We start from the raw sequence: 16389 nt of genomic DNA on the forward strand, positions 1-16389 counted from the left end.
GCGCAATTTGAGACTGCAAAGATGAATTCGAACGATCAGGAGCGCGCGATGTTGAAGGTGGCAGACCAGCAAAACCTCACGAACTGGCAGGAACGGGTTGATATGGCTGCCGCTCTTCGATGGACGGCTCGACTGAACATGCACGAAGCCGTAGCCAATCACTTTAGCCTTGCCGTAAGCGACGACGGATCGCGATTTCTGATGAACCCCAATCAAGTTCATTTCGGCCGCGTGAGGGCATCTGATCTGCTGCTGCTAAACGCAAATGATCCAACAACAATGCAACGCCCCGACGCGCCGGATCCGACCGCGTGGGGGCTGCACGGGTCGATACACCGGCTTTGCCCTCATGCGCGATGTGTGATGCATGTGCATTCCATTTACGCCACCGTGTTGGCTTGTCTTGCTGACAGCGCCTTGCCGCCCATAGATCAGAACACTGCGACCTTTTTTGGCCGCTACGTTGTGGACGAAAACTTTGGCGGTTTGGCCTTTGAAGACGAGGGAAAGCGGTGCGCCGGAATGCTGACCGATCCGAAAGTGAAGGTCATGATCATGGGCAATCATGGCGTATTGGTAATCGGGGAAACGGTCGCAGATACGTTCAACCGACTCTACTATTTTGAAAGAGCGGCGGAAACCTACATCCGCGCGCTGCAGACCGGCATGCCGCTGCGGGTTCTCAGCGACGAAGTTGCCGAAAAGACCGCGCAGGAACTCGAAGACTATCCGGACCAGGCAGAGCACCACCTGTCAGAGCTCAAGGCAATCCTAGATGACGAAAAGGATCCCTATGCAAGTTGACGCGGCAAACAGCATTGCCGGCCAGCAGAGAAAGGCGGGTGATGACGATCCGGAAAATGCCCGGTGGCACCACAGGCCGGCAGGTCCGGTTGGCCTGAATCCTCTTTTCGAGTGGCCGCCGCGTCCCGTCGCGGTGTTCAATTGGTATCGAGGCGCTTGGTTGCAGCTCACCGCTCTGACAGTGCCATTTGTGATCGCCGTGACGGTCTATTTCTGGTTCTTGCCACCTCTCGAGGATATGACGCGGTTTGAACCCGGTTGGATGTTCCGGATCTGGTTGCTCAACATCATTCCCCAATCCATCGTTGCCGGTGGGCTGCACTGGTGGCTTTACGTCCGAAAAGGGCAGGGGACGAAAACCAAGTTCGACCGTAGGGATCTGACGCGGGACAATGGTGTTTTCACCTTTCGAAATCAGGTTTGGGATAACATCTGGTGGACCCTCGGCAGCGCCATGACCGTGGCGACGGTTTATCAATGGGTGTTGTTCTGGGTGATGGCGAATGGTTGGTCGCCTGTCATCACTTGGGACTCTGCGCCGGTCTGGTTTGTAGTCTGGATGTTTTTTATCCCGATGTGGTCCGGGCTGCATTTCTATTGGGTGCACAGGCTGGAACATCAACCGGTGCTATACCGGCATGTTCACGCGGTACACCACCGGAATGTAAATATCGGGCCATGGTCAGGTATCTCCAACCACTGGTTCGAAAACTTGCTCTACTTCACCACCTATTTCGTGCATCTGCTTGTGGCGTCCAACCCTCTGCACTTGCTGTTTCACGTCTATTTTCAACAGATCAGTCCGGTTATGTCTCATGCCGGTTTCGAGAAGATTGTTGCCAATGGCACCGAGGCAGCTCGCTCCGGCGACTTCTTCCATCAACTGCATCACAGGTATTTCGAATGTAACTACGGTACGTCCGAGATCCCGTTCGACAAGTGGTTTGGCACCTATCACGATGGCACGGCCGCAGCCACCGAGCGAACCCGCAAGTTTAAAAAGCAGATGTATACCCGGTAGCAAATCAACGTTTCTTGCAGAAGGCTGTGTCCGTTGAACTTCGGGGAAGACCACTAATTCAAAAGTAACATTCACCAGAAAGCCCAGAGTTTGCAATTGCGCCTCGGGAACCGTTGGACTAGGGAGATCGGGTGATGACGGGACCACTCATTTCTGAAGGACATCAGGCTCTGGCGTGCACGGCCGCGCTAAGCTCGGCAGGATGTTTGCCACACCCGAAATCCCCGGTTGCGACCCGCTCTCGTAAGTCACTTTGCCTGTAATTTCCTGTGATGGACATATCCGTGAAAGCAACTGAAACGCGTGCGCGGCTTCTTGGCAAGCTGAACGACAAAAGCGCCGTTGTCGGCGTGATTGGGCTTGGCTATGTCGGCCTGCCGATTTGTCTGGCTACGGTTCAAAGTGGACTTGCAACAATCGGGTTTGATATCGACCCCGACAAGTGTGCGGCGATTGCAGAGGGTAACAGTTACCTCAAACATATCGGTGATGCCGCGGTTGCCGAGGCGGTAAGAACAGGACGTTTTGGGGCGACCACAGATTTTGACCGCCTCGCGGAACCGGATTTTATCGTGATCTGCGTGCCTACACCGCTGACCCGCCACCGAGAGCCCGACCTGTCCTATCTCGAAGCAACGGCCAGAGAAATTGCCACACGCCTGCGTCCGGGCCAGATGGTCATTCTCGAATCCACGACGTATCCCGGAACCACCCGCGAAGTTCTGGCACTGATCCTCGAGGGCTCCGGGCTGACAATGGGTGAAGACCTATTTCTCGCGTTCTCGCCCGAGCGCGAAGACCCGGGCAACAGGGATTATTCAACCACGACCATTCCTAAGGTCGTGGGTGCAGACAGCGCCGCCGCCCGGGACGTGGCCGAAGCGTTCTACAAAGCAATCGTCGACGAGGTCGTGATGGTCTCGGATACGCGCACCGCCGAGATGGTCAAGCTCACCGAAAACATCTTTCGAAGCGTCAACATCGCGCTGGTCAACGAGTTGAAGCAGATCGCCGAGCCGATGGGCATCGATATCTGGGAGGTTATCGATGCCGCTGCAACCAAGCCTTTTGGATTTATGCCATTCTATCCCGGCCCGGGTCTTGGTGGGCACTGTATCCCGATTGATCCCTTTTACCTGTCATGGAAAGCACGCGAGCATGACATCACCGCGCGCTTCATCGAGTTGGCGGGTGAGATTAACACGGCGATGCCCTACCGTGTGGTGGAGAGCCTGGCTCGCGCATTGGACGAACGGTTGGGCAAACCGTTAGGTGGGTCAAAGATTCTGTTGTCGGGAATTGCCTATAAGAAGAATGTCGACGATATGCGCGAAAGCCCTGCGCTGAAAATAATAGAGATCCTTGAAGCGCGTGGCGCCGAGGTTGCCTTCTTCGACCCGCATGTTCCGTTGATCCCGGCGACAAGGGAACATCAAGCCCTGGCCGGTAGGGAAAGCCTGCACTGGCGGAAGGATCTGGCCGCGGACTTTGACGCAACCCTGATCGTGACTGACCATGATGAGGTCGACTATGCCGGCCTGCTGGAACATGCGCCGCTGGTCGTGGATACCCGCAACGCCTGCCGCAAACACGGAGCTGGCGGGGATAATCTCGTTCTTGCTTGATTTGGCGATCGGAGCTTTCCCGAACGCCTGTGCTGAATTCGTCGATTTGCCCATCGATCAGAGTGGATGCTTTGAGGCATCCAGAACGAGGAGATATAGCCGACCCAAATTATTCGATCGAAGTTGTTTTGCGTTCGATGACAGCTCACCCCATCCGGAGCTTTGAAATTACCTGCTTTCAAATATTCCGAAAGACACCTACCCGTTGGCTGGCAGGCGCGGGGGCGAGGAATCTCGGCTACGAAACAGAAAACCAATTCTCTGCAGGAGGAAAATTTCTGAATGTCTGACTCACGCCTTTCCACTCTTCCTACGCCGTGTCTTCTCGTTGATGAAGCGAAGATGGAGCGCAATATCGACCGCCTTGCCAATCATGCTGCCGAACTTGGCGTTTCTCTGCGACCTCACCTCAAAACGACGAAATCGGTTGACGCTGCACGGTATGTCCTGAACCCCCGAAATCCCGCCGCCACTGTGTCTACACTGGCCGAAGCCGAGGTATTTGCCCGCAATGGCATCAAGGACATCGTTTATGGCGTCGGTATCGGATTGAACAAGCTTGAGCGCGTGCTTGATTTGCATCGCGCCGGATGCCGGTTGACGGTTCTTCTGGATTCCGAGGCGCAGGCCGAAGCGGTCGCGAAAGCGTCGCGTGAGGCGGGCATCGCTATTCCGGCAATGATCGAAATCGATAGCGATGGTCATCGCAGCGGGTTGACCCCGCAAGACCCTATCCTGATATCAGTCGGCCGTATTCTGCATGAAGGTGGTGCAGAACTGGCCGGGGTTTTGTGCCATGCCGGTGAAAGTTACTTTGCCGTCGGACGTGAAGCGCAACGCAAGTTTGCCGAGACCGAACGCGACGCCGTGGTCGACGCCGCAGCAGCGCTGCGGCAGGCAGGGCTGCCGTGCCCGACGGTCAGTGTCGGTTCAACACCAACAGCCCATGCAGCCGCAGATTTGACCGGCGTGTCAGAGATGCGGGCGGGCGTATACGTCTTCTTTGATTTGGTAATGTCGGGGATCGAGGTCTGTTCGGTTGATGATATCGCTTTATCCGTCCTCACAACTGTGATCGGGCATCAAGAAAAACAGGGCTGGTTGATCTGCGACGCTGGCTGGATGGCAATGTCGCGCGACCGTGGCACCGCCAACCAGCAGGTCGATCAGGGGTACGGTCTCGTTTGTGACGAAAACGGTGTGTTGATCCCCGATCTTATGGTGGCGCAAGCCAATCAGGAACATGGCGTGATCGCGGTACGTAGTGGCTCTGACGCGACAATGCCGGAACTGCCGTTGGGAACCCGACTTCGCATTCTCCCCAACCACGCCTGCGCCACGGCCGCACAACACCAGCGGTATCACGTGATCCCCAAGGAACCGGGTGCGGAACTGGTGACTTGGGAACGTTTTGGGGGATGGTAGGCCTCTAAGCGCGACGGCCAACTAGGTTTTCATCAAGATTGACTTGGTTGGCTTTCGCAGGATCACCGGAATGGAAACTGGGATTGTTCCTGGCGTTTTCCGGACTTGAGCAACGCGCCTGTCTGACTAGGCCCGATGCCCCCAACCGTTTCGGTTGTTGGCATCGGGGATCGAGGGCGCTGGTTGGTGTCTTGCCCAAGCAGCGCCCCAAGCCGTCGGTGAACCAATCCTGCGTTCTCCGCCACGCCTCATCCTAGTCCGGAAAGTCTCCCCAAAACCGCGGCGGAAAGCAGGCCGTTGCCTGAGAGGTAGCCGCTGTCAGCACTGCCGGACACGCCACAGGCAGCCCCGCCACCCGCCAAAAGATTTGCGATCGGAGTGGCATTTCGGGTCACAACACGGGCCTTTTCGTCGACACACAAGCCACCCTGGGTGTGAAACAACGCTCCGGTCACGCGGACACCAATATATGGTGGCGCAAGCGGGGGCGTTTCGAATAGGCGGCCAAAGCGGTCTGCCCCTCGCTGCGGAATGCATTCCAACTCCCGGCGAAGGTTCTCGGCCGGCAGGTCAAATTTTCTGGCCAATTTTTCCAGTGTACTGGCTGATTTGACCGCGCCTTGTGCTTCGGCTTGTTTGAAGTCTTCGAACTGTCGCGCTATTCCGGCAATTCGCTCGTCAAACACCGCAATCGCTTCGCCACCTGGTTGGGACAGAACGGCTCGGGCCGCCTCGGAGTATCCCTGTGCTTCGTTCCAGAAGCGTTCTCCCGAGCGGTTCACTTGAACGCCGCCTTCGGTGATCGTGGCCCATGTGATCAGGATGCCGTGCGGGTGCGCGACGTTGCCATGCCCCTGATAGGCGCCCAAGTGATCCAATCGGGCGTTGATTGCATCTGCCCAAAGCACCGCTTCGCCTCGGTTTCCGTCATGGCCGAACCAAACAGCTGATTTGATTTCGGGCATGTGTTCGGCGACCAGGGTACGATTGCCACCAAACCCGTTGCACGCAAGGATCAGACGCTCGCATCCGATCAACTCTGCTCTGCCGCCGGGCAGGCGCGCGGCAATGCCATGCACTTTGTTTTCGGCAAAATACAATGTCTCGGCGCGGCGTTCGCAGATGATATCGATTCCCGCCTGTTCCGCGGTGCTGCGCAGTGCGTCAATCAGCTCGGCGCCCGACCGGGTGGGCAATCCGTGCATGCGACGTCGGGAATGGCCGGGGTAATCAAAATCGTTGATGACCGAAAACGGCAGGCCGTGGTTTTCACATAGCCAGTCAATGACTGGGCCTGCATTCTGCGCCATCAACTTCACCAAAGCTGGGTCGTTTTGACCATGCGCCTTTGCTTGGATGTCGGCCGCAAACAGATCCGGGCTGTCTTTGATCCCGGCGGCTTTCTGTAGTTGCGTGTCCGCCGCAGGAATGAGCCCCGCTGAAAGGGCAGTTGATCCCGATGGCACGGCATCGGCTTCGATGACGAGCACCTCTTGCCCGGCTTCCTTGGCCGATAGTGCGGCGATCAGGCCGCACGCACCTGCTCCAATAATAAGCGCTTCGACCTCAAGATCGAAACGTTCCGGAGGAGCCTTAACGGTCGGAGCCATCGTAGCGCGCGCCTCTCTCTAGCATCTCGCCGGTTCCGATCACCTCGTTGAGCCCGTCGAAATCGAACATGCGGTCGGAAAAAGGGGCGTTCGAGCCATACTTGGAAAGACTGTCGTAATAGTCCCTTGCCGTCCGGGCCAGTGCGCGGACAATCCCGCCGGGGAAGATCACTATGGAAAAACCCTGTGTCTCGAGATCGTCTGCCCCTGTGATCGGCGTCGCACCACCTTCAACCATGTTGGCCAAAAGCGGCACGCGTGCAGAAAACTGCTTTGCGATTCCTTCAAGCTGCGTTCGGCTTTGCGGGGCTTCGATGAACAGGACGTCTGCGCCGGCATCCAGATAGGCCTCGGCACGGTCTGTCGCGGCGGCAAAACCCTCAACTGCGATGGCGTCCGTTCGAGCGATGATCAGCGTGTCCTGACTGGCACGGGCATCTGCCATGGCGGCAATTTTGCCAGTCATTTCCGAGGCAGAAATCAACGATTTGTCCGCAAGGTGACCGCACCGCTTGGGATAGGTCTGATCCTCAACCTGCAGGGCGGACGCACCGGCGCGTTCATAAAGCCGCATCGTGCGTTGGGCATTCAGCGCGTTACCAAATCCCGTGTCGGCATCGATAATCACAGGCAGGGAGGTGCGATCTGCGATAAGCGTCATCGTATCGGCCATCTCTGAGGCGGTGGTCAGCCCGATATCAGGTCGGCCCAATCGCGTGTAGGCGACAGCCGCTCCGCTGAGGTAAAGCGCTTCAAAACCGGCTGCTTCGGCAAGTGAGGCTGTCAGCCCATCAAACACACCCGGCGCAACGACGATCTCTTGCCTTTTCAATCGGGATTTCAAGGTCATGTTGCATTCCCAATCCAGTTAAGAACTTCGGCGCAGCTCATCTGTTGGGTTACAGTTCCCAACGACATCAGCGTTGCCTCATGCACGTCGTCACTGAACGCGGCGCATCCATCTGTCAGCATGATCGTGTCGATATTTCGCAGATGAGCGTCACGCAAAGTCGAGGCCACTCCGCCGTTGGTCACGATGCCGCCAACGATAAGACGATCAATGCCAACTGCGTGCATAAGATATTCCAGTCGGGTCTGGTAAAAGGCGGAATAGGCTACTTTTTCAATGACAAAATCAGCCGGTTGCAACGCGTCGACCAGCGTATGACCAAAGCTTCCGGGAGCAAAGTCGCCTTTACCAAGAAACGGGCGCAACTGCTTCAGATGCGGTGCGATCAGCGGTTCTCCGTTCTTGTCCGGAACAAGGGTGAACTGCGCAGAGAAATAACAGCCGCCTTTGGCCTGAACTGCGCGTGCCAGCGGCGCAATGCGATCGGGCAATGCGGAGATCTGCGCAGAGCTTTGGCCGGCGCGGCCGTAGGCTCCGTTAGGATGGATGAAGTCATTTTGGAGATCTATCGTCAGGAGGCCGGTGCGCGACAAATCCCATTTGGTCAGATCGCTCATTTAGTTTCCTCCAACGGTTCGATGATCGTGTTTCCAAACCGGTCAACGCGTCCTTGCAGGTTGGGTTCAATCAGCACGGTTGTGTCAGGCTGTGTCAGGATAGCAGGTCCCTTGATTACTGTTCCGACCGGCAGCGTCAGGCGATCATAAATGGATGTATCTTGCCATCGGTCGCCGAAGTGCACTTTGCGCTGTGCGACCGGCTCGGAGTTCCCACCATCTGACGGGGCCAAGGCGCTCAGATCAAATTTCGGCCGCTTGCCTGTCACCGCGCTGCGCAAGTTCAGAATTCGCCTTACACCGCCATCAAGCAATCTGCCGAATGTTGCGCCGTAGGCGGAGTCAAATGCGTCCTCGATCTCAGTCTGCGTCGGGGCTGTGACCTTGCCGTTTTCGGCCTTGATCTTGAGCGGCACGGAAACTGTGTGAGTTTGTCCAACATAGGCCATGTCGAGTTCGTAGCTGAGTTCGCGGGCTTCGAATTTTGTCCGGGCTGCGTCGAGCAAGGCCATGCCACGATCAGCGTGATCCTGCATAAAGGCACCTAATATTTCCGCGTCCAGCGTATCAACCAGCGAGTTGATCGTTTGCACGAAGTCTTGCCGCATGTCTGCGATGACGCATCCCATTGCCGAAGTTACCCCGGGATACCTCGGGACCACCGCTCGGGCGATACCCACCTCGGCCAACATCGCACCGGCATGCAATGCGCCGCCTCCTCCGAAAGGCATGAAGGCAAAGCGCTTGGGATCAAAACCGCGTTCAATGCTAACCAGGCGGATGGCACCTGCCATGCGACTGTTGGCCACGCGCAGGATCGCCTCGGCGGCCTCGACCGTAGACAGGCCCAGTGGTGAACCAACATGGTTATCGATTGCTCTCGAGGCAGCCTCAATGTCCAACCGTTCCAGCTTGCCGCCGATCGGGTTGTCGGGGTCAATACGACCAAGCACCACATTGGCATCTGTCACCGTAGGGCGGGTATTGCCCAGCCCATAGGCAACCGGGCCGGGGTTGCTGCCTGCGCTCTCGGGGCCAATGTTCAATAGGCCACCCTTATCGACCCAGGCGATCGAGCCGCCGCCCGCTCCGATAGTCGTTATTTCGATCATCGGATTGCGCACGACCATCCCGAAATCAATCGAGGTCTGTGGCGAAAGCATCGATTGCCCCTCGGCGATGAGAGAGACATCAAAGCTGGTTCCGCCCATGTCGCCGGTGATTATGTTCTCGAAACCCGCAGACTGGGCAATGTAACCCGCAGCAATCACGCCAGCCGCGGGGCCTGACAGTGCCGTGCGGACAGGAAGCCGGCAGGCGGTTTCGACAGCCATAACTCCGCCATTCGATTGAACGATCATGAACTCGCCGTCAAAGCCACCGTCCTTGAGTGCGTTCTCGAGGCGGCCAAGATAGCCAGAAACTTCTGGCTGCAGATAGGCGTTTAGGGCCGTTGTTGAAAAGCGTTCGAATTCGCGGATTTCCGGCAGGATCTCAGACGAGGCCGATACATGTTCATTGTGCCAGACTTCGCGCAGCGCAGCGACTGCGGCGTCTTCGTTGGTCGTGTTTGCATATGAATTTGCAAACAGGACGGCGACACCATCGCAACCCTGCGCTTGCAGCTGCCGTGCTGCCGCCCGGACTGCGTCCAGATCAACGGCGGTGCGAACCGTTCCGTCTGCGAGCGTGCGTTCCGGAACTTCAAGGCGGTCGCGGCGATCCACGACTGGTTCAAAATCACCGCGCAGGCCCCATGTCCGGGGTCGATCGCGGCGACGCATCTCAAGCACGTCGCGCAGGCCTTGGGTGCAGATTACTCCTGTTTTGGCCCCTTTGCGCTCCAAGAGTGCGTTTGTCCCCGCCGTTGTGCCATGTACGACAACCGAGATTTCGGACAGATCCTGAACCTCTCTACCGATACCGTCGAGAAACCCCGCCGACTGGTCCGGCCGCGTGGTGGGCACCTTTGCAACCGCGGCGGTTCCGTCTGTCTCATCCAAAACAAAAACATCCGTAAATGTTCCGCCAACGTCGACACCAATCATCCGACCGCTCATGGGTTTACCTCCCGCCATGCCGGTCCGTAGGTGCGGTCGGCTTCGGTTTCGCTGACAAGTCCCCGCGCCACATCTCTGGCGATTGCGTCCGTATCACGATTTTCGGATGCGCCGTAGCCACCGCCGCCGGGTGTCTCGAGCCGGACGGCCTGACCTTCACGCAACCTGATCCCGCGCATTTTCGAAGCAAGAGGCGGAGTATGCCAGCTATCATCTTGTTCATACGTGAACTTGTTGAGAGCGGCTTCGTCACCGCCCGCGATCCCCTTTGGTGCAAAACGACCACGCTCGCCGAAGAGAAACGCTTCGGCGCCATTTTCCTCCAGAACTTCGATCTCATAAACTGCCCCGAACCCACCGCGATGGGCGCCGGGTCCGGCGCTGTCCGGGCGCAAGGCCCACTTGCGGAACATGACTGGGTAAGCCGCCTCCAGAATCTCCATCGGTGGGATCGTGGCCGTCGAAATAGGTGCATTGCCGTGGTTTAATCCATCGGTATCGGACGACCCGCCATGTCCCCCGCCGTAAAAGCTGAACATGACCCATGGTTGCCCGTTCTTGCGCTTGCCAGCGATCGAAAGCGCATTGATGGTGCCATAAGCGTTCGCGACCACACGTTCCGGCGCGGCTTGCGCAAAGGCAGAAAATACGACGTCGATCATCCGAAGAATTGTCTCTGTATAGCCACCGGTTGGGGCAGGAAACTGGGCCGACAGCAGGCTGCCCTCGGGCACGATCACATCGATCGGGCGCATTACACCAGCATTGGCAGGCAGCAGCGGAAAGACATGTTTGATGGCCACATAGGCAGTTGCCACGGTGGTCGGCAACGCGATGTTCACGGGGCCGGCGCATTGTGGCGACGAGTCGGTAAAGTCCAACGTCATCCGGTCGCCCTGAATCTCCAGCGCGATTTTGATTTTCAGAGGTTCGTCGGTGATCCCGTCATTATCCAGAAAGTCTTCGGCTTCCCAACACCCATCCGGAAGGTCGGTCAGTTCGGAACGCATCAAGGCTTCGGCACGGTGTCCCAACGATTCAAGCGCCGCTGCAATTGTATCGGAACCATACTCGTCCAGCAGCTCATCCATTCGTTTTACACCGAGATCCAAGGCGCCGAGTTGCCCGTTCAGATCGCCCTGGGCAGATTGAGGTAAGCGGGTGTTTCGCAGAAGAATGTCGATGATGTCCTGATTGATGTTGCCTTTGCGGGCCAGTTTTACCGGTGGCAGGTTGAAGGCTTCCTGAAAAACATCCGTCGCCGCGGGGTTGTAGTTGCCGGGAACAGCGCCCCCCACGTCATGCCAGTGCCCGACTGAGGCAAGATAGCAAAACAGTTTTCCGTTGCGAAAATAGGGGCGGACCAGCCGCATATCGGATAGGTGAGTGCCGCCGATATGGGCATCGTTGAAGATGTAGATGTCGCCGTCTGCCAGATCGCCATCCCTTGCCGCTTTTTCGATAACGGCTTTGACTGCGAACGACATGACCCCAACGAAAATGGGCAAACCAGATTTACCCTGCACCAGAGTATCTCCCGAGGCAGCATGATAGAGCCCGTGGCTGGCGTCGTGCGCCTCGGCGATGATCGGGTTGAAGGCGGCGCGAAAGAGCGTGGCGTCCATCTCGTCGGCGATCTGCTCCATTCTGCCGGCAAGGACCGAGAGGGTAATAGGGTCAATCTTGCTCATGGTTTTGTCCTGACTTCTGCCATGTCGTTCCAGACGTCTTGCCTTGCGATTTTGTCGTCGATGATTTCAAAGCGGTCGACAAAGCGAATTCCCTCAAACGGGCTGTCGTCGAGGTATCTGCCCTGAAGTGTGCCGCGGCAGTAAACGATTGCCGCGTCGTCTTGCCCCTGCATGGCGTCAAACCCTGCATAGGTTTTGGTGACGAATTTGTATCGCGGTTTGGACCATTCGATCAGCTCTTCCAGATGGTGCATTGGCGCCGTTCCGGGAAAAGTCATCACGAATTCATCCGACAGGAATGAACGTGCTGTTTCGATTTCGCGGGCCTCCATCGCGGCAAGGTAGTCCTGCACGATTCCGACCGGATCGGCACGCGCAGGTGCCGGGGTGCGTTTGAGTCCACCGCGGTAGTAGTTTTCCGCCGGGATTTCGTGAATTGTCATAGTTACAAGGTCGGGAGAGGCAGGAACCACGAATCGCACTGCATTGGTCAATTCTCGACCAAGTCTTTGTTTTTCCTCAGGACTATAGCCCTCAAGGATATGGAGATCAACAATCGGCATTCGCGCTCCTCCTCAAAATCTGTATTATTGGTAATACATATATTGTATCATGCCACATAAAAAAATTAGCATAAATTCGATACTATTTCTTGCTTTTGAATGTGACACACCTAACCTGCACTGCACAACGATGAGGGAATCAGGCTTGCGGACCGAGGCCGTTCAGAAATTACCAGAAGGCGCCAAGGCTCGGCGTGTCTATCTGTCTCTGCATGATCAGATTGCGGGCGGTGAGCTCAGCGATGGCGAGACCTTGCCGGGAGAGCAAAAGCTTGCACAGACCTTCGGCGTCTCGAGGGTTACCGTTCGACGTGCATTGGATGCTCTCACGCAGAATGGACTGATCGAACGACGTGCCGGAAGCGGAACTAAGGTTCGATCGCGGCCTGATGGCGGCCAACGGGCGGCCATGGATTTCAACACGTTGATGCCTCAGCTTGTCGAAATGGGGCGGCAGACGACGGCCCGCCTTTTGTCTTTTTCTTACGGCGAAGCCCCGGATTTTGTTGCAGCCGCAATGAAACTTGAGAGTGCGCGAAAGGTCCAGATCGCTACCCGGGTGCGATTGGCCGACGACGTCCCGTTTTCACATCTGACAACATATGTGCCGGCGGAAATTGCCCAGAACTATTCAGAGAACGACCTTGCAACCACACCGTTGTTCAAGCTTCTTGAGCGCAGCGGTGTTCAGATCAAAGAGGCGCATCAATCGGTTAGCGCCACTCTGGCAGGTCCAGACGTCGCCGAAGCACTTGATGTTGATGTCGGGTCGGCCCTGCTGTCGCTGCGGCGGGTTGTTCGGGACGTCGATGGGAACGGTGTCGAATACCTGTCGGGGCTCTATCGTCCGGATATGTTCAGGCTCGAAATGCCACTTACCCGCGTGAGCCAAGGCAGCACTCGTCATTGGGAGCCGGCTATCGGGCAGGGCGAGAAGGGCAACTGATGAGTGCTGCGCTGACATTGCTTGATAAGCTTTGGTCTGCGCATGAGATTTTGCGGCGTGACGACGGTGTGTCGCTCCTGTGGGTAGACCGACACCTGGTTCACGAGGGATCGCACCATGCCTTTGCCAAGATAAAGGAACGGGGCCTCGCGGTTGCGGAACCTGATCTGACTTTTGCAGTTGTCGACCATTATGCGCCGACCCGGGGGCGATCAAAGATCGCTGATCCGCAGGTCGCTCGGATGATCGAAACGTTGCGAACCAATGCCTGGTCACACGACCTTAAGCTTTTTGATCTCGATGACCCCAGCCAGGGGATCGTTCACGTCATTGGGCCCGAGCAGGGTCTCACATTACCCGGCTTGCTGATCAATTGCGGGGACAGCCATACCTCGACACATGGGGCGTTCGGCGCGTTGGCCTTTGGGATAGGCGCGACCGAAGTCGCCCATGTTCTGGCAACGCAAACCGTTTGGCAGCGTAAACCAAGAGCCATGCGCATAACGGTTGACGGTACCTTGGGGGCGGGGGTGAGTGCCAAGGATGTTGCCTTGGCCTGGATCGCCAGATTGGGCACAGATGGCGCCCAAGGTCATGCTGTCGAATACGCGGGCAGCACGATCCGGAGCCTGTCGATGGAAGGCCGGATGACACTATGCAACCTTTCGATCGAAGGCGGCGCCCGCTTTGGCATGATCGCTCCGGATCAGGCAACTTTTGAATATCTCGAGAACCGGCCTTTCGCCCCGTCGGGCGAAGCATGGCGCAAGGCGTGTGCCGACTGGGCTGCACTGACTAGCGACGCGGACGCGTTTTTTGATCGAGAAGTCTCGTTGGATGCTGCCGAGATCGCACCGACCGTGACATGGGGCACAAGCCCAGAGCAGGCCTTGCCAATCAGCGCCTCCGTTCCTGACCCGGACAAAGTGCCCCACGCCAAGGCGGATGCCGCGCGAGAGGCTCTGAAATACATGGGATTAAAGCCTGGGCAAAGTCTGGAAGGAACGCCTGTTGACCAAGTATTTATCGGTTCCTGCACCAACGGGCGGATTGAAGACCTGCGAGAGGCTGCCGCCGTGCTTCGCGGGCGCAAGGCAAAGGTTCCCGGGCTGATTTCACCAGGCTCGGCGTTGGTCAAGGCCCAGGCAGAAGCCGAGGGTCTTGATCGTGTCTTTACCAAAGCCGGGCTGGAATGGGTGGCTGCGGGCTGTTCAATGTGCGTCGGTATGAATGGCGACCTTGTGGACAATGGGAAACGCTGCGCTTCGTCAACAAACCGGAACTTCAAAGGCCGTCAGGGCCGTGGCGCGCGGACCCATCTGATGAGCCCGGCAATGGTGGCAGCGGCAGCGGTGACTGGCACGTTGACAGATGTGCGTCATCTGATGAGCTCGAGGGCAGCGTAATGACGGGGTGGCAGATACATGAAGGCCTGGCATTGAGTTTGCCACAGGCAAACATCGACACGGATCAGCTTATTCCAGCGCGTTTCATGTCCGTCCCACGCGCTGATGGATATGGCCCGTATCTTTTGCATGATATGCGCCGCGACGCCGCCGGAAGTCTTCGACCAGAATTCCCGTTGAACCGCCACCCAGACGCCAGCGTTCTTGTCACACGGCGGGGATTTGGAAGCGGGTCATCGCGTGAGGCAGCGGTCTATGCACTTGCGGATGCGGGCATTCGCGCAGTCATCTCTCCGGGCTTTGGGGATATTTTCGCCGCCAACGCCGTCAATAATGGGCTTCTGCCTGCTCAGGTGAACGAAAAAACCTGCGCTGAACTCGAGACCATACTGGTTGATGGCCCGCAAACCATTCGGATCGACATCTCGTCCCGGAGGGTCACCCTTGGCACTTTTTCGGCCGGGTTTGAGCTGGACGACAGCTGGGCGGAAAAACTTGTGAACGGATGGGATGACATTGATCTGACAATGAACCGGGCGGCAGACATAACCGCCTTTAAACAAACACGCAGTCAAACCGCACCTTGGGCATGGCCCGTCGCGGCGGATTGAAACGCGTCGCGTTGCGCGGCGCCCCATGGTCCGCAATCGGGCCAGACGAATAGGGAATACGACCCCTAGAACAGTGGAGGACGACAAATGAAGATGAAACTACTGAGTAGCCTTTTTGCAGGGGCAACAATGGTTGCGGGAACGCTTCAGGCGGAAGAGACAATTTCCGCAGTGCATGCATTTCCCGAAACACTGATTTACACCAAGAGCTTCCTGAGCTTCGTGGACAAGGTCAACGAAGCCGGCAAGGGTGTGGTTCAGATCGATGTGCGTGGCGGCCCCGAAGCGATCGGAATGTTCCAGCAGCCTGATGCGGTTCGCGACGGTATCGTAGACATGGTCTATACCCCCGGATCCTTCTATGGCGGCGCCTTGCCGGAAAAAGACGCGATGGTGGCCTCGAACCTGACCGCTGTTGAAACGCGTGCAAATGGCGGCATCGCGCTCATCGACCAGATCCATCAGGAAAAGATGGGTCTGAAGTACCTTGGCTGGTTCGACAGCGGCGTATGCTACAACTTGTGGACCCGTAACGAGCCTACATTTGATGCCGACGGGAATCTTGAGGTAGAAGGTCTGAAGCTGCGCGGCAACAATGTCTATAATGCGTTTTTCACCAACTACCTTGGCGCTCAGGTGATCGACTTGCCGACAGGCGAAGTTTATTCGGCTCTGCAACGTGGTGTGGTTGACGCTACCGGCTGGACTCAGATTGGCCTGATCGACCTGAAATGGAACGAGTTTCTCAATTTCCGGATCGAGCCCTGTTTCTTCTCGACCGACCTTGGCGTGATCGTGAACAACGACAAGTGGAACTCGCTTTCGCCAGAAGCTCAGAAGATTCTTCAGGACGTAGCAATCCAGCATGAAAAGGACAGCGTTGAAGCGTTGCGGGCCAAGCGTGACGAAGACTTTGCTGCATTGGACGCAGCTGGGATGAAAGTCGTCTCGCTCGAAGGTGAAGCGAAGGCAAAGTACCTCGCTGCTGCTCGCGAAAAAACTTGGGAGCGCATGAGCGAAGTGATGGCAGAACAGCCCGGTGGAACCGGCAACTACGACCGATTGATCGAGCTGTTCTACGATCTCGACGCGGCCAAGTAAGCTCTGACGCCGGCCCGTCCGCTTTGTGGGGCGGGTCAGCGTTACATCTGTCGGAGGTC

At 57.2% G+C, this 16389-nt stretch carries 14 protein-coding genes; 8 read left to right on the forward strand and 6 right to left on the reverse strand.

The features are described 5' to 3' along the window. The first annotated feature begins 48 nt into the window (after window positions 1-48). The 4 genes from ACP15U_RS15345 to ACP15U_RS15360 all read left to right on the forward strand — a co-directional run bounded on the left by ACP15U_RS15345 (window position 49) and on the right by ACP15U_RS15360 (window position 4875). On the forward strand, window positions 49-804 hold the full coding sequence (locus ACP15U_RS15345) for a class II aldolase and adducin N-terminal domain-containing protein (RefSeq protein WP_425046030.1): 756 nt from the start codon (window positions 49-51) through the stop codon (window positions 802-804). Next, window positions 794-1825 (forward strand): sterol desaturase family protein, encoded by a 1032-nt coding sequence (locus ACP15U_RS15350; protein WP_425046124.1) that lies wholly within the window; start codon window positions 794-796, stop codon window positions 1823-1825. Before ACP15U_RS15345 ends, ACP15U_RS15350 begins: the two co-directional genes overlap by 11 nt. Window positions 1826-2109: 284 nt before the next feature. Next, window positions 2110-3450: a nucleotide sugar dehydrogenase gene (locus tag ACP15U_RS15355; RefSeq protein ID WP_425046031.1), complete on the forward strand. Its 1341-nt coding sequence runs from the start codon at window positions 2110-2112 to the stop codon at window positions 3448-3450. Window positions 3451-3732: 282 nt separating this feature from the next. Next, window positions 3733-4875, forward strand: a complete 1143-nt coding sequence (locus ACP15U_RS15360) for a DSD1 family PLP-dependent enzyme (RefSeq protein ID WP_425046032.1) — start codon at window positions 3733-3735, stop codon at window positions 4873-4875. Between the two features lie 248 nt (window positions 4876-5123). Here ACP15U_RS15360 and ACP15U_RS15365 read toward each other — a convergent pair whose 3' ends face one another. From ACP15U_RS15365 to ACP15U_RS15390, 6 genes are read right to left on the reverse strand one after another with little or no spacing between them, the layout of a single operon-like run. Then, complete coding sequence (locus tag ACP15U_RS15365; protein ID WP_425046033.1) at window positions 5124-6485, reverse strand: FAD-dependent oxidoreductase; 1362 nt, start codon at window positions 6483-6485, stop codon at window positions 5124-5126. Continuing rightward, window positions 6469-7335: an isocitrate lyase/PEP mutase family protein gene (locus ACP15U_RS15370; protein WP_425046034.1), complete on the reverse strand. Its 867-nt coding sequence runs from the start codon at window positions 7333-7335 to the stop codon at window positions 6469-6471. Before ACP15U_RS15370 ends, ACP15U_RS15365 begins: the two co-directional genes overlap by 17 nt. After that, on the reverse strand, window positions 7332-7952 hold the full coding sequence (locus tag ACP15U_RS15375; RefSeq protein WP_425046035.1) for a cysteine hydrolase family protein: 621 nt from the start codon (window positions 7950-7952) through the stop codon (window positions 7332-7334). Before ACP15U_RS15375 ends, ACP15U_RS15370 begins: the two co-directional genes overlap by 4 nt. After that, complete coding sequence (locus ACP15U_RS15380; protein WP_425046036.1) at window positions 7949-10012, reverse strand: hydantoinase/oxoprolinase family protein; 2064 nt, start codon at window positions 10010-10012, stop codon at window positions 7949-7951. The genes ACP15U_RS15375 and ACP15U_RS15380 overlap by 4 nt, the downstream gene beginning before the upstream one ends. Then, window positions 10009-11703, reverse strand: a complete 1695-nt coding sequence (locus ACP15U_RS15385; RefSeq protein WP_425046037.1) for a hydantoinase B/oxoprolinase family protein — start codon at window positions 11701-11703, stop codon at window positions 10009-10011. The genes ACP15U_RS15380 and ACP15U_RS15385 overlap by 4 nt, the downstream gene beginning before the upstream one ends. Continuing rightward, entirely contained in the window at window positions 11700-12266 is a 567-nt protein-coding gene (locus tag ACP15U_RS15390) for a nuclear transport factor 2 family protein (RefSeq protein WP_425046038.1), read from the reverse strand. Before ACP15U_RS15390 ends, ACP15U_RS15385 begins: the two co-directional genes overlap by 4 nt. A gap of 145 nt (window positions 12267-12411) precedes the next feature. Between ACP15U_RS15390 and ACP15U_RS15395 the strand changes: the two genes are divergently transcribed. The 4 genes from ACP15U_RS15395 (at window position 12412) to dctP (ending at window position 16330) form a co-directional block, all read left to right on the forward strand. Further along, window positions 12412-13212, forward strand: a complete 801-nt coding sequence (locus tag ACP15U_RS15395; protein ID WP_425046039.1) for a GntR family transcriptional regulator — start codon at window positions 12412-12414, stop codon at window positions 13210-13212. After that, the gene (gene leuC, locus ACP15U_RS15400; protein WP_425046040.1) at window positions 13212-14618 is read left to right on the forward strand and encodes a 3-isopropylmalate dehydratase large subunit; all 1407 of its coding nucleotides are present in this window, start codon (window positions 13212-13214) and stop codon (window positions 14616-14618) included. Before ACP15U_RS15395 ends, leuC begins: the two co-directional genes overlap by 1 nt. Beyond that, window positions 14618-15229 carry a 3-isopropylmalate dehydratase small subunit gene (gene leuD / locus ACP15U_RS15405; RefSeq protein ID WP_425046041.1) on the forward strand — a complete coding sequence of 204 codons (612 nt, stop codon included), beginning with the start codon at window positions 14618-14620 and terminating at the stop codon, window positions 15227-15229. The genes leuC and leuD overlap by 1 nt, the downstream gene beginning before the upstream one ends. Before the next feature lie 93 nt (window positions 15230-15322). Beyond that, on the forward strand, window positions 15323-16330 hold the full coding sequence (dctP, locus tag ACP15U_RS15410) for a TRAP transporter substrate-binding protein DctP (RefSeq protein ID WP_425046125.1): 1008 nt from the start codon (window positions 15323-15325) through the stop codon (window positions 16328-16330). Window positions 16331-16389 lie beyond the last annotated feature (59 nt).

The organism is Primorskyibacter sp. S87 (genome assembly GCF_049801055.1).
In the GTDB taxonomy this organism is placed as follows: domain Bacteria; phylum Pseudomonadota; class Alphaproteobacteria; order Rhodobacterales; family Rhodobacteraceae; genus JBNAGF01.

Bases quoted from the DNA above. Each gene is read 5' to 3' on its own strand.
- ACP15U_RS15345 (WP_425046030.1), top strand. From the start codon at position 49: ATGTTGAAGGTGGCAGACCAGCAAAACCTCACGAACTGGCAGGAACGG.
- ACP15U_RS15350 (WP_425046124.1), top strand. From the start codon at position 794: ATGCAAGTTGACGCGGCAAACAGCATTGCCGGCCAGCAGAGAAAGGCG.
- ACP15U_RS15360 (WP_425046032.1), top strand. From the start codon at position 3,733: ATGTCTGACTCACGCCTTTCCACTCTTCCTACGCCGTGTCTTCTCGTT.
- ACP15U_RS15365 (WP_425046033.1), bottom strand. From the start codon at position 6,485: ATGGCTCCGACCGTTAAGGCTCCTCCGGAACGTTTCGATCTTGAGGTC.
- ACP15U_RS15370 (WP_425046034.1), bottom strand. From the start codon at position 7,335: ATGACCTTGAAATCCCGATTGAAAAGGCAAGAGATCGTCGTTGCGCCG.
- ACP15U_RS15375 (WP_425046035.1), bottom strand. From the start codon at position 7,952: ATGAGCGATCTGACCAAATGGGATTTGTCGCGCACCGGCCTCCTGACG.
- ACP15U_RS15380 (WP_425046036.1), bottom strand. From the start codon at position 10,012: ATGAGCGGTCGGATGATTGGTGTCGACGTTGGCGGAACATTTACGGAT.
- ACP15U_RS15385 (WP_425046037.1), bottom strand. From the start codon at position 11,703: ATGAGCAAGATTGACCCTATTACCCTCTCGGTCCTTGCCGGCAGAATG.
- ACP15U_RS15390 (WP_425046038.1), bottom strand. From the start codon at position 12,266: ATGCCGATTGTTGATCTCCATATCCTTGAGGGCTATAGTCCTGAGGAA.
- leuC (WP_425046040.1), top strand. From the start codon at position 13,212: ATGAGTGCTGCGCTGACATTGCTTGATAAGCTTTGGTCTGCGCATGAG.
- leuD (WP_425046041.1), top strand. From the start codon at position 14,618: ATGACGGGGTGGCAGATACATGAAGGCCTGGCATTGAGTTTGCCACAG.
- dctP (WP_425046125.1), top strand. From the start codon at position 15,323: ATGAAACTACTGAGTAGCCTTTTTGCAGGGGCAACAATGGTTGCGGGA.